A 12645-nucleotide genomic window follows, 5' to 3' on the forward strand; every position below is an offset into this window, starting at 1 on the left:
TCACTCACCTGCCTGGATCAGTCCGCTGCGGCGCCGCATCAGCAGTGCGGTGAACGCCATGGCGAGGACGAAGAGTACGAGCGCGACCACACAGGCGGAGCCGTAGTCGAAGCGCTGGAAACCGAGGTTGTAGACCAGCTGCGGAAGCGTCAGTGTCGACTTGTCGGGATAGCCGGGTTCGAACTGCTGGCCCGAGCCGCCCATGACCCCGGACGCCACCTTCCCGGCCACCAGCGGCTGGGTGTAGTACTGCATCGTCTGGATGATGCCGGTGACCACGGCGAACATGATGATCGGCGAGATGTTCGGCAGCGTGACGTACCGGAACCGGTGGTACGCGGTCGCCCCGTCCAGCTCCGCCGCCTCGTACTGCTCCTTCGGTACGTCGAGCAGCGCGGCCATGAAGATCACCATCAGGTCGCCCACCCCCCACACCGCGAGCGCGGTCAGCGCCGGCTTGGACCAGGTGGCGTCCGTGAACCAGCCGGGCGTGCCCATCCCCAGGTCGCCGAGGATCGAGTTGACCGGCCCGGTCCCGGGGTTGAGCAGGAAGACGAAGCCCAGCGTGGCCGCGACCGGGGGAGCGAGATACGGCAGGTAGAAGAGCGTCCGGAAGACGCCCGTACCCGTCTTGATCTTGGTGATCAGCAGCCCGACACCGAGTCCGAAGACCACCCGGCAGGCGACCATCACGACGACCAGCCACAGGGTGTTGCGCAGCGCCGGCCAGAACATCGGGTAGTCGTCGAAGACGTACGACCAGTTCTTGAAGCCGCTGAACTCGGGGGCGGCGAACCCGTCGTAACTGGTGAAGGAGAAGTAGACCGTGGAGATCAGCGGGTAGGCGAAGAAGACGCAGAACCCGATCAGCCAGGGCGACATGAAGGCCGCCGTCCGAAGCGCCGACCTGCGGCGCTTCGAGCGGAGTGTGTACGTGCTCATCGCGTCGGTCCTACTTCGCCTGGGCGATCGCCGCGTCGATTTCCTTCGCGGTCTTCTCCAGGCCCGCCTCGATGTCCGTCTGCTTGCCCTTCTCGACGTCGAAGCCGAGGTTCTGGAGCGACGTGAGGTAGGCGCCGCCGTTCACCGAGGGCGGGGTGGTGGTGGACTCCGGGTTGGCCGCGATGTCCAGGAAGGTCTTGAAGCGCGGGTCGTACTTCAGCTTCGGCGACTTCAGCGCGGCCAGCGTGGAGGGCACGTTGTGGATGGCGTTGGCGAAGTTCACCACCGCGTCGGTGTCGGTCGTCATGAACTTGACCAGCTCCCAGGCCGCGTTCTGCTTGCCGGAGGTCGACGCGATGCCCGCGATGGTGCCGGTCAGATAGCCCTTGCCGTACGTGTCGGCCTGGTCGTCCGCGACGGGCATCGGGGCCACCCCGATCTCGAAGCCCGGCTTGGTGTCCTCGGCCATGCCGAGCCGCCACTCGCCGTCCAGCTGCATCGCCACCTGGCCGGTGTGGAACGGGTGCTTGGCGCCCCACTCGTCACCGAAGCCGGTACGGAACTTCTCCAGCTTCGCGTAGCCGCCGAGCGAGTCGACCAGCTTCTTCTGGTTCGTGAGCAGCGCGGCGAACGCCGGGTCCTTCGCGATGTTCGACTTGCCGTCCGCGTCGAAGTAGGTGGGGTTCCAGCCGCCGAGGTAGTGCTCGGTGGTCGACTCGTAGCCGTGGTAGTTCGGCATGAAGCCCAGCTGCTCGTACGAGTCGCCCTTGGTCTTCGTCAGCTTCTTCGCGTCGGCCGCGAACTCGGACCAGGTCTTCGGCGGGTCCGTGATCCCGGCCTTCTCGAACGCGTCCTTGTTGTAGTAGAGCCCGTACGCGTCACCCAGCAGCGGGACCGTGCAGCGCACCCCGTCGTACTGGGTGTACTCGTTCATCGCCTTCGGGAAGGTCGCCTCGGGGTCGATGCCGTCCTTCTTCAGGAACGGGTTGAGGTCCACGAACGCCTTCGACGAGCAGAACTTGCCCACGTTGTTCGTGGTGAACGAGGAGACCACGTCCGGCGCCTTGGAACCGCCGGCGCGCAGCGCCTGGTTGATCTTGTCGTCGGTCATGTTGCCGACGACCTTCACATGGATGTTGGGGTGGGCCTTCTCGAAGGCGGCGATCGTCGCCTCGATGCCCTTCACCTCGCCCGGCGCGCTCCAGCCGTGCCAGAAGGTGATGGTCGTCTCCTTGGACGCGTCGTCGTCGGCCCCGGCACCGCTCTGCCCGGTACAGGCGGAGGCGAACAGGGCTATCGCGGCGGTCGCGGCGAGTGCGGCGGCCGGCTTCCGGCGGTTTCCGGACATGGTGAGGTCTCCCGGTGAGGCGGTGGGCAGCATGGGACGGAAGAAAGGCGGGTCAGCGCGAGGTGTCGAACACTTCGTCGCGGGTGGTGGCGAGCGCGCTCTCCAGCGCCCCGCGCAGTACGGGCCGGTGGGTGACGTCCCCGGCGAGCAGCCGGGGCCTGGACGCGGCCAGCTCGGCCAGCTCGGCCGCGACCCGGGCGCGCAGCGGCTCCCCGCCGCGCGAGAACAGCTCCCCGGAGAGCACGACGATCTCCGGGTCGAGGACGGCGACCAGCGAGGCGAGCCCGGTCGCGAGGCCGGTGGCGAACCGGTCGAGCAGCGCGGCGTACGGCCCCGCCTCACCCCGCTCCGCGGCCCCGGCGGCCCGGCCCACCAGCTCGGCGGCGATCTCGTGGTGGGTGCCGGAGCCCGGCGCGTCCTCGATGCCCAGCTCCCGGGCCAGCCGCGCGAGCACCTGGGCCCCCGCCAGCTCCTGGAAGCCGCCCGCGTTGGCCTTGGTGACCTGGCGGACCAGCGGCGCCCCCGGCACCGGCAGGAAGCCGACCTCGCCGGCGCCCCCGGTGAAGCCCCGGTGCAGCCGGCCGTTGATGACGAGGGCGGCGCCCAGGCCCTCCTCGTTCCACAGGAGCACGAAGTCGTCGTGGCCCCGGGCCGCCCCGCTCCGCTGCTCCGCCACCGCGACGAGGTTGACGTCGTTCTCGTACTCGACGGGCATCGGCAGCACCGCCGCCAGCTCGTCGAGCAGCGTGGTGGAGTGCCAGCCCGGCAGGTGCGAGGCGTACCGCAGCCGCCCGGTGTTCGGGTCGAAGGCGCCCGGGGTGCCGATGACCACCCGGTGCACGTCCGCCCGGGTCAGCCCGGCCGCCGCGACCGCGCCGTCCAGCGCCTCGGTCACCTCGCGCACCACGCTGTCGGCGCGCCGCCCGGGGGTCCGCAGCTCGAACTCCCCGACCGTCTCGCCGGTCACATCGGCGACGGCGGCCACGATCCGGTGGGCGTTCACATCGAGCCCGGCGACATGGGCGGCGGCGGCGTTGACCGCGTACAGCTGGGCGTTGGGGCCGGGGCGGCCGGCGGCGGTCCCGGTGGCGACGACCAGTCCGGCGGCTTCGAGGCGGGCCAGCAGCTGGGAGGCGGTGGGCTTGGAGAGCCCGGTGAGCTTCCCGATCCGGGTCCGCGACAGGGGGCCGTGCGCCAGGAGCAGATCGAGGGCGGCACGGTCGTTCATGGCGCGCAGGACGCTGGGTGTGCCCGGCGTGTTTCCGGCCATGAGCGTGGCACCTGCCCCTCTGTTAGGAAAGTTTCCTATTCGGTGAGAGGAAGGTAGGGCCGGGGCCACCGGGGCGTCAATGACCCGGCCCCCGGTGGCAACCAAAGCGTTACCCGGCCGGGCGGGCTACTTCGTGGTGTTCGGCGGGATCGGCGTCGTGGCGAGGGACTGCGGGGAGGTCGCCGATGCGTACGCGGACGGGGCGGCCATCCCGGCCGTGGGGTCGGCGCCCTCCGGGGCCTCCTCCGGGGTGCCGGCCACCATGCTGATGCCGGCCGCGTCCAGCGCCGTCTTGATGCGCCAGCGCAGCTCCCGCTCCACGCCGACCGCCTGGCCCGGCATGGTCTTCGCGCTCACCCGGACCGTCATCGAGTCCAGCAGCACCGTGTCCAGGCCCAGGATCTCCACCGGGCCCCACAGCCGCTCCGTCCAGGGGTCCTCCTTGGCCATCTCCTGGGCGGCCTCGGTGATCACCGCGCGGACCTTCTCCAGGTCCTCCGTCGGGCGGACCTGGACGTCGACGCCCGCCGTGGACCAGCCCTGGCTGAGGTTCCCGATCCGCTTGACCTCGCCGTTGCGGACGTACCAGATCGCGCCGTTCTCGCCGCGCAGCTTGGTGACGCGCAGGCCCACCTCGATGACCTCGCCGGAGGCGACGCCCGCGTCGATCTGGTCGCCGACCCCGTACTGGTCCTCCAGGATCATGAAGACCCCGGACAGGAAGTCGGTGACCAGGTTGCGGGCGCCGAAGCCGAGGGCGACCCCGGCGACCCCGGCGGAGGCCAGCAGCGGGGCCAGGTTGATCTGGAACGCGCCCAGGATCATCAGCGCCGCGGTGCCCAGGATCAGGAACGAGGCCACCGAACGGAGCACCGAGCCGATCGCCTCCGACCGCTGGCGGCGGCGCTCCGCGTTGACCAGGAGACCGCCGAGCGCGGTGCCCTCCACCGCCTGCGCGCTGCGGTTCATCCGCTCGATGAGCTTGGTCAGGGCGCGGCGGACGGCGATGCGCAGAACGACCGCGATCGCCGCGATGAGGACGATCCGCAGCCCGGTGTTCAGCCAGGTGGACCAGTTCTCCTCGACCCAGCCCGCGGCGTCTCCCGCCTGCTTCGCGGCTTCGTCCAGCGAGCCGCCCGGCTCCGGTGACGGGGCTGCGGCCAACAGGGCGGACAGGGACACGGCGAAACCTCCAGGGGGCGAGCGCTGAGCGGATGAGCGCTGAACAACCACACTAACGGGGGACCCTCGCGGGAAAAATTCCTTCCGGCCCGTTACCGGTACGTGGTGGCGCTCCGACCAGGCGTGAGGGGAGACTGAGAGCGGAGATCGTCCCGGCGCGAGCCACGCGCCGCCGGCGTACAAGGAGGCATCCGTGCCGCATGTCCTGGTTCTCAACGCGTCGTACGAGCCGCTCGGCGTCGTACCGCTCCGCCGCGCACTCGTCCTCGTCCTCGAGAACAAGGCCATCTGTCTTGAGGAGTCCGGCGCCCTCATGCACAGCGCGACCCGCGCCGTCCCGGCCCCCAGCGTCGTCCGCCTCAAGCGGTTCGTCCGCGTCCCCTACCGGGGTCCGGTGCCGCTGACCCGGCGGGCGCTGTTCGCCAGGGACGGCGGGCGCTGCATGTACTGCGGGGCCGCCGCGACCAGCGTCGACCACGTCATCCCGCGCAGCCGGGGCGGCCGGCACGCCTGGGACAACGTGGTGGCGGCCTGCCGCCGCTGCAACCACGTCAAGGCCGACCGCCATCTGCCCGAGCTCGGCTGGCGGCTGCACCAGCAGCCCGCCCCGCCGACCGGACTGGCCTGGCGGATCATCGGCACGGGGCACCGCGACCCGCGCTGGCTGCCCTATCTGCAACCGTTCGGCGCGGACGACGCGATGGCCCGGATCGACGGCATCTCAGCCTGAGACCGGGCCTGTGTGCTTCCCGGGGCGGCCCGCCGCCGCCCCGGGGCCTTGGCCTGCCCGGCCCCTCAGCCGTCCTCCGCCACCGCGTACGCCTCGGCCGACCAGAGCGAGATCCCGTACTTCGTGGCCCGCTCGTCGCCCAGGACGCGCACGAACCGGGTGTCCTTCGCGTCCATCCGCACCGACTCGCGCCCGCCCTCGCCCTCCCGGACGGTCGCGGCGGTGCGCCAGGTGCGGCCGTCCGACGAGACCTGGACGCGGTAGCGCGAGGCGTACGCGTCCTGCCAGTGCAGCACCACCCTGCCGAGGCGGACCGGGGCGGGCAGTTCCGCCTGCCACCACGCCCCGTCCTCGGCCGGGGAGGACCAGCGGGTCTCCGGGTCGCCGTCGGACGCGGCGGACGCCGGGAAGTCGGCGGTCTCGTCGCCCGACGAGGAGGCGGTGGCCCCGCGCAGCAGGTCGGGCCCGGCGGTGCGCGGGTAGGCCCGCACGGTCAGGGTGGTCCGCTCGTCCCCGAAGGCGAACGGCACCTCGTACTCGCCGGCCGGGGTGTCCTCCGGGACCGTGATCTCCACCGGGACCTCGGTCCGGGTCCCGCGCGGCACGGTCGTACGCTTCGGCACCCGGACCTCGATGCCCTCGGGCGCCTTCGCGGTCAGCCGGCCGCGCACCGCGGCCGGGCGCCGGCCGGACAGCCGGGCCCGGACCTCCTGCGGCCCGCCGCCGATGACCGCGTCCGTCTCGCCGCGCGCCAGGTCCAGCCGGGCGGCCGGCTCGTCCCCGAACCAGGGCACCAGGGAGCGCACGTCCGGGGCGGTCCCCGCGCGGACCGACGCCCCGGCCAGCGGGGGGATGACCAGGGGCGGGGACCCGGCCGCCAGCGGGGTCGCGGCCGGCCAGCTGATCCGGACCGCGTCGGCCCGCACCCCCTCGCCCGCCGCCTGGGTCCAGCCGCCCGCCGACAGCGGGCCGAGCGCGCGCCAGCCCTCGCCCGGCACATGGGCCTGGACCGTCGCGCCCACCGCCGCCCCGTCGTCCGGCACGGTCGTCGCGGTGACCGCCTCCAGCGGACGGGCCCGGTCGAGCCGCACCGTATAGCTGCCCGGGGCCTCGGACACCTCGCCGCCCGGCCGGTCCGTGCCGGTCCAGGAACGGGCCTCCTCGCGGACCCGGTCGAGGAACGGGTCGAGCACGCCCTCCCCGACCTTCGCGCCGCCCGCCGCGATGTCCTTCCGGACCCGCTCCAGCGCCAGGGACGCCCGCCAGGCGGCGGCCCCGTCGCCCCGGGCCTGGGCGCGCAGCAGGTCCACGGCCAGCTCGCCCGCGTGGCCGTAGCGGGACAGCTGCGCGGTCCACGGGCGTACCTCGGTGCCGAGCCGGCCCCCGGCGACGCCCGCGAGCCGCGCCGGGGCCGCCCGCATCTCCCCGAACGCGTCCCGCAGCCGGTCCGCCGCCGTGTCGAGCGCCTTGCCGTCGCCGTCCGCGTACGCCGTGCGGAACACGGCGATCAGCGGCCGCAGATACGCGGACTCGGTGGAGCCGAGCACGGAGCCCGCGCTGTTGCCCGCGAGCGCCCGCAGCGCGCCGCCGCTCCGGCCGTCGCCGCCCGCGAGGTCGTCGATCGCGGCCTCCCAGGACTTCGCGGGGTCGTAGCCCCTCGGGTTCCAGGCGAAGTCGGCGGCCGTGAAGAGCGGGATGCGGGACGCGGCGGGCTGCTCCATCGCGTTGGCCAGCAGCGCCGCCGAACCGGACGCCACCGCCGGGTCCCGGCCGGTGTACGGGCCGAGGAAGATCCGGTCCTGCGCGTAGTCGTTGACCGGGTAGTTGTCCATGGTCACCAGCGGGTGCCCGAAGGCGGCGCGCGCCCCGGCCAGTTCGCCGCCGGTGATGGTCCTCGGTACGACCCCGACACCCGTCCAGGCGACCTCGATCCCGTCCGCCAGCTCCCGGGCGAGCGCCGTGCGGTACGCGGTCGTGCCGTCCTGGTAGTACTCCGTCGGCATCACCGACAGCGGCAGGGCGTCCGGGTGGCGCTGGGCCAGGTGCCGGGCCACGCCGTTCACGACGCGGGCCTGCGCCCGGGCCGCCGCCCCGGGGCCGCTGCCGAAGGCGTCCGCGTCGGCCGCGCAGTGCCACTCGCTGTAGCTGACGTCCTGGAACTGCACCTGGAAGACCCGCACCCCCAGGTCCCACATCGCGTCGATCTTGCGGTTCAGCGCCTTGAGATCGCGGTCCGACGACAGGCACATCGACTGGCCCGGCGCCACCGCCCAGCCGAGCGTCACGTGCTCGGCCGCGGCCCGTTCCGCCAGCGCCCGGAAGTCGGCCTTCCGCGCCGCCGGGTACGGGTCGCGCCAGCGGGCCTGGCGGTACGGGTCGTCGCCCGCCGCGTAGAGATAGCGGTTCTGCTTGGTGCGCCCCAGGAAGCCGAGCTGCGCGAGCCGGTCCTCCTGACTCCACGGCTGCCCGTAGAACCCCTCGGTCAGCCCGCGTACGGCGGTGGCCGGCCAGTCCCGGACGACGACCCCGGCGACCTTCCCGCCCCGCACCAGCTGGCGCAGCGTCTGCACCGCGTGGAACAGCCCGTCCTCGCCGACGCCCTCGACCGCCACCGTGTCCCGCTTCGCGAGCCGCCCGGCCGCCAGCCGGTAACCGCCCGCCGGCAGATCCGCGCGGTCCGGGGCGCCCAGGCCGCGCAGCGCGTCCGCCGCCCCGTCGCCGCCCAGCCGCAGGACCGGCCCGGCGCCGGGCAGCGCCTCGTGGACCGTGCGCACCCCGGCGTCCGCCAGGACCGCGCGCAGCGCCTTCACCGCGTACGGGTCGGCCTCCGCGTCCGCGAGCAGGGTGACCTCGCGGCCCAGGGCGACGGCGGGACCGGCCGCCGCCATGGTCTGCGGGCGCGGCCACACGGCGGGGAGCGCCGAGTCCGCCGCGCGGCTCCGGTCCGCCGCGGACCTGGACGCCGGGTCCGGGGGAGCGGCGAGCGCCTGCGGGGCCCCGGCGGCGAGCAGACCGCCGAGCACGGCCACGGCGACGGCCGTCGCCCGCGTCCTCCCACTGAGCCGCATCCCTGTCTCTCCCCTCGCCCCGGCCGATGCCGTCCGAGCCCACCACCCCGCGCGCGAGGGTGTCAATGCGCGAGGCGTTCGGTACGGAAATGCCCTGATATGACCGGTGTGATGAGCGGGGCGCGTGCGACGGGGCGATACGCGAAAGACAGCGCCGAATGGCCGAAAAAGGCGAACGTCTTGCGGGCAACCCGGCCTTCGGGAACCGAATGTGACCCGGAGCACGTTGAACTCGTTGTTGTCACGCCTACGTCTGCGGCCGCGCCCGCTGGGTAGGCCGTCACTGTCCTGTTCTCCACGGCCAGGAGGCCACCATGCCCGCCATCGCGCAGCGTCCGCTCTCCGCCCTCTCCAAACAGGCATCCGGTCCCGCCCCGCTGATCAGCGCCTGCCCCGCCACCGTGCCCGGCCCGCTCACGAGCGAAGCCCCGCTCGCCGACGCCATACCCCTGACCAGCGAGCCCCCGCTCGCCGAGGCCACCCCCTGACCAGCGAGCCGCCGCTCGCCGTCCTCGCCCCGCTGACCAGCGAACCGGCCGCGTCCGGCTGCGCATGGGGCACGGAGTCCCCAGGAGTCTGAATGGGCTTGTCCCGGCTCGCCGCACTGCACGGCGTCGCCACCTCCTTCTCCCCGTCCGCCGGCGTCTCCGAGCCCGTCCCCGAGACCACGGTCGTCGCCGTGCTCGGCGCGCTCGGCGTGGACGCCACGACGCCCGAAGCGGTACGCGCCGCCCTCGCCGCCGCCGAGTCGGCCGCCCGCACCCGGCTCCTCCCGGACACCCTCGTGGTGTGGTCCGGCGACCCGCTGCCGCCCGCGCTGAGCGGGCTGCCGCCCGGCACGGAGCTGACGGTCCGGCTGGAGGAGGCCGACGAGGCGGCGGATCCGGCCCGGATGCGGGTGCCCGCCGGGGGACCCGATCCGGCCGAACCGGGAAGCGCCTGGTGGACCGAGCCCCCGCTCGGCGTGCACCGGCTCACCGCCCGCGCGCCGGGCCGCGAACCCCAGGACTGCACGCTCGTCGTCGCCCCGGCCCGGGTGCCGCAGCCGCCCGCCCGCACCCACGGCTTCCTCGTCCAGCTCTACTCCCTGCTCTCCGCCCGCTCCTGGGGCATGGGCGACCTCGGTGACCTCGCCGACCTCGCCTCCTGGTCCGGCCGCCGGCTCGGCGCCGGCTTCGTCCAGGTCAACCCGCTGCACGCGGCGGTCCCCGGCGCGCCCACCGACCCCTCGCCCTACCGCCCGTCGTCCCGGCGCTTCCCCGACCCGGTGCACCTGCGCGTCGAGTCCGTCCCGGAGTACGGGCAGGTGGCCGACCCGGTCGCGCTCGACACGCTGCGCCGCAAGGGCGCCGAGCTGCGGGAAGCCGTCCTGGACAAGGGCGCCCTCATCGACCGGGACGCCGTGTGGTCCCTCAAGCGGCAGGCCCTCGACCTGGTCCTCGCGGTCCCCCTCACCCCCGGCCGGCACGCCGCGTACTGCGACTTCCTCGCGGCGCAGGGCCGCGCCCTGGAGGACCACGCCCTCTGGTGCGCGCTCGCCGAGGCGCACGGCCCCGACTGGCACGGCTGGCCCGAGGAGCTGCGCGCCCCCCGCTCCGACGCCACCGCCCGCGCCCGCGCCGAACTGCTGGACCGGGTCGACCACCACTGCCGGCTCGCCTGGCTGACCGACATCCAGCTCGCCGACGCCCAGCGCGCCGCCCGGGAGGCCGGGATGCCCGTCGGCGTCGTCCACGACCTCGCGGTCGGCGTGCACCCCGGCGGCGCCGACACCTGGGCCCAGCAGGACGCCTTCGCCCACGGCATGTCCGTCGGCGCGCCCCCGGACGCCTTCAACGCGCGCGGCCAGGACTGGGGCCTGCCGCCCTGGCGCCCCGACGTCCTCGCCGCCTCCGGCTACGCCCCGTACCGCGGCCTGCTGCGCGGCATCCTCGCCCACGCGGGCGCCCTGCGCATCGACCACGTCATGGGGCTGTTCCGGCTCTGGTGGGTGCCCGAGGGCCGCCCGCCCACCGAGGGCACCTACGTCTCGCACGACGCGGAGGCGATGCTCGCCGTCCTGGTCCTGGAGGCGCACCGGGCCGGCACCGTCGTCGTCGGCGAGGACCTGGGCACGGTGGAGCCCGGCGTCCGCGAGGCGCTGGCCCGGCGCGGCGTCCTCGGCACCTCGGTGCTCTGGTTCGAGCGGGACTGGGCGGGCGACGGGCGCCCCCTGGCCCCCGAGCGGTGGCGCCGGGACTGCCTGGCCACCGCGACCACCCACGACCTGCCGTCCACCGCCGCCCGGCTGACCGGCGACCATGTGACGCTGCGCCACCGCCTCGGCCTGCTCACCCGCCCCCTGGACGAGGAGCTGAGGGAGGACGGCGCGGACACGGCCGAGTGGCTGGCCCTGCTCACCCGGCTCGGGCTGCTCCCCGAGGGCGGTGCGCTTCCCGGCATCGAGGGCGGCGCCACCGAGGAGGCGGCCGTCCAGGCCGTCCACCGCTTCCTGCTGCGCACCCCCGCCCGGATGACCGGGATCTGGCTGCCCGACACCGTCGGCGACCGCCGCCCGCAGAACCTCCCGGGCACCTGGGACCAGTACCCCAACTGGCGGCTGCCCATCGCCGACGCGGAGGGCGTCCCGGTCACCCTGGAGCAACTGGCCGCCTCACCCCGGCTGCACCGCCTGATGGACGTCCTGCGCGCCCCGCACGAGCCCGGGGAGGCCCGCACCCCCTGACCGGGGCCCCGTACGGCACCCCGGGCGCGCGGCCCGCGCGGGCGTTCGCTACGTTTGCACCGTGGACAAGAAGAACGCTATGCGCGCCGGCGCCGTCGCCGCCGGAACGACGCTGATGATGCTGCTGATGTCGTCCCCCGCGCTCGCGCTCACCCGCGACGACGGCGACGACCCGGGTACCGGCCTGAGCGTGATCGACACGCTCGGCCTGTTCGTCCTCGCGCCCCTCGTCCTGTTCGGGGTCATCGCGGGCCTGGTCATGGTGCTCGACAAGTCCAAGAAGCAGGTCTGACCCACCTGCCCGGCGACCGGGGCCCCGCCCCGGTACCGCCCCCGCACGGCACGGGTGCGCCGCACGGTGACCATCACCGCGCGGCGCACACGCATGTCCGGACCCGGACGCGGCGGTAGGTTGCGCCCATGACCGAGTGGGACGTCAAGAAGCTCCGCATCCTGCGCACCCTGCGCGACCGGGGCACGGTCACCGCGACCGCCGACGCCCTGCTGATGACCCCTTCGGCGGTCTCCCAGCAGCTCTCCAACCTGGCCAAGCAGCTCGGCGTACCGCTCCTGGAGGCCCAGGGCCGGCGCGTCCGCCTCACCGACGCCGCCCATCTCGTCCTGCGCCACGCCGAGGCGGTCTTCGCCCAACTGGAGCGCGCCGACGCCGAACTGACCGGCTATCTGCGCGGCGAGGCGGGCGAGGTCCGGGTCGCCGCGTTCGCCACCGCCGTGCCCGCCCTCGTGGTCCCGGCCGTGCAGCGGCTGCGCGCCGACCCCCGCCCGGCCCCGAGGTCCGGGTGCGCGAGGCGGAGGCCGCCCAGGCGTACGAACTGCTCGCCGCCGCCGAGGTCGACCTCGCCCTGTCGCTGGCCGCCGACGCCCCGACCGCCCGCGACCCCCGGTTCGCCGTCCTGCCGCTGCTCGCCGACCCGCTCGACGTGGCGCTCCCGGCCGGGCACCGCCTCGCGGACGCGCCCGGGCTGCGCCTCGCCGACCTGTCCGCAGAGCCCTGGATCTACGGCGGCTCGGGTCCCTGGTCGGAGATCACCGTCTCCGCGTGCCGGGCGGCGGGCTTCGTACCCGAGCAGGCGCACAGCGCGTCCGGCTGGACGGCGATCCTCGCCATGGTGGCCGCCGGCCTCGGGGTCGCGCTCGTCCCGCGCATGGCCTCGGCCGAACGGCACGGCCGGGACGGCGTGGTGATGCGGGTCCTCGACGCGGACCGGCCCCGCCGCCATGTCGTCGCCGCCGTCCGGCGCGGGGGAGAGGACGCCCCGGCGGTTGCCCGGGTCCTGGCGGCGCTGCGCGAGGCGGCGGAGCCGTACGGGGACGGCCCAACCGTTCAGTCCAGCTGAACAATTCGTGCGGAAACTTTCG

Annotated in this window: 8 protein-coding genes and 2 pseudogenes; 5 read left to right on the forward strand and 5 right to left on the reverse strand. The window is 74.3% G+C overall.

Features of this window, described 5'->3' with window-relative positions; translation table 11 throughout:
• The 4 genes from NEH16_RS21175 to NEH16_RS21190 form a co-directional block, all read right to left on the reverse strand.
• Positions 1-942 (reverse strand): carbohydrate ABC transporter permease, encoded by a 942-nt coding sequence (locus NEH16_RS21175; RefSeq protein WP_073965167.1) that lies wholly within the window; start codon positions 940-942, stop codon positions 1-3.
• A gap of 10 nt (positions 943-952) precedes the next feature.
• Positions 953-2290 (reverse strand): ABC transporter substrate-binding protein, encoded by a 1338-nt coding sequence (locus tag NEH16_RS21180; protein WP_073965168.1) that lies wholly within the window; start codon positions 2288-2290, stop codon positions 953-955.
• A 52-nt stretch (positions 2291-2342) separates the two neighbouring features.
• Positions 2343-3560, reverse strand: a complete 1218-nt coding sequence (locus tag NEH16_RS21185; RefSeq protein WP_265544360.1) for an ROK family transcriptional regulator — start codon at positions 3558-3560, stop codon at positions 2343-2345.
• Between the two features lie 126 nt (positions 3561-3686).
• Positions 3687-4742 carry a mechanosensitive ion channel family protein gene (locus NEH16_RS21190; protein WP_265544362.1) on the reverse strand — a complete coding sequence of 352 codons (1056 nt, stop codon included), beginning with the start codon at positions 4740-4742 and terminating at the stop codon, positions 3687-3689.
• A gap of 193 nt (positions 4743-4935) precedes the next feature.
• Between NEH16_RS21190 and NEH16_RS21195 the strand changes: the two genes are divergently transcribed.
• A complete protein-coding gene (locus tag NEH16_RS21195) occupies positions 4936-5472 on the forward strand; it encodes an HNH endonuclease (RefSeq protein ID WP_073965171.1) in 537 nt (178 codons plus the stop codon).
• 65 nt (positions 5473-5537) lie between these two features.
• On the opposite strand, the gene NEH16_RS21200 is transcribed toward NEH16_RS21195, so the two are convergent.
• Positions 5538-8540: a beta-N-acetylglucosaminidase domain-containing protein gene (locus NEH16_RS21200; protein ID WP_265544364.1), complete on the reverse strand. Its 3003-nt coding sequence runs from the start codon at positions 8538-8540 to the stop codon at positions 5538-5540.
• Between the two features lie 314 nt (positions 8541-8854).
• Here NEH16_RS21200 and NEH16_RS21205 point away from each other — a divergent pair.
• From NEH16_RS21205 to NEH16_RS21220, 4 genes and pseudogenes are all read left to right on the forward strand, one after another.
• Positions 8855-9120 (forward strand): annotated as a pseudogene (locus NEH16_RS21205) (hypothetical protein).
• Positions 9121-11265, forward strand: a complete 2145-nt coding sequence (gene malQ, locus NEH16_RS21210; RefSeq protein ID WP_265544365.1) for a 4-alpha-glucanotransferase — start codon at positions 9121-9123, stop codon at positions 11263-11265.
• Between the two features lie 61 nt (positions 11266-11326).
• Entirely contained in the window at positions 11327-11557 is a 231-nt protein-coding gene (locus NEH16_RS21215) for a hypothetical protein (protein WP_026171913.1), read from the forward strand.
• A 128-nt stretch (positions 11558-11685) separates the two neighbouring features.
• Positions 11686-12623: pseudogene (locus NEH16_RS21220) on the forward strand (LysR substrate-binding domain-containing protein).
• The last annotated feature ends 22 nt before the right edge of the window (positions 12624-12645 follow it).

This window comes from Streptomyces drozdowiczii (genome assembly GCF_026167665.1).
GTDB classification, from domain to species: domain Bacteria; phylum Actinomycetota; class Actinomycetes; order Streptomycetales; family Streptomycetaceae; genus Streptomyces; species Streptomyces drozdowiczii_A.

Coding starts and splice junctions, on each gene's coding strand:
- NEH16_RS21175 (WP_073965167.1), bottom strand. CDS start 942: ATGAGCACGTACACACTCCGCTCGAAGCGCCGCAGGTCGGCGCTTCGG.
- NEH16_RS21180 (WP_073965168.1), bottom strand. CDS start 2,290: ATGTCCGGAAACCGCCGGAAGCCGGCCGCCGCACTCGCCGCGACCGCC.
- NEH16_RS21185 (WP_265544360.1), bottom strand. CDS start 3,560: ATGGCCGGAAACACGCCGGGCACACCCAGCGTCCTGCGCGCCATGAAC.
- NEH16_RS21200 (WP_265544364.1), bottom strand. CDS start 8,540: ATGCGGCTCAGTGGGAGGACGCGGGCGACGGCCGTCGCCGTGGCCGTG.
- malQ (WP_265544365.1), top strand. CDS start 9,121: ATGGGCTTGTCCCGGCTCGCCGCACTGCACGGCGTCGCCACCTCCTTC.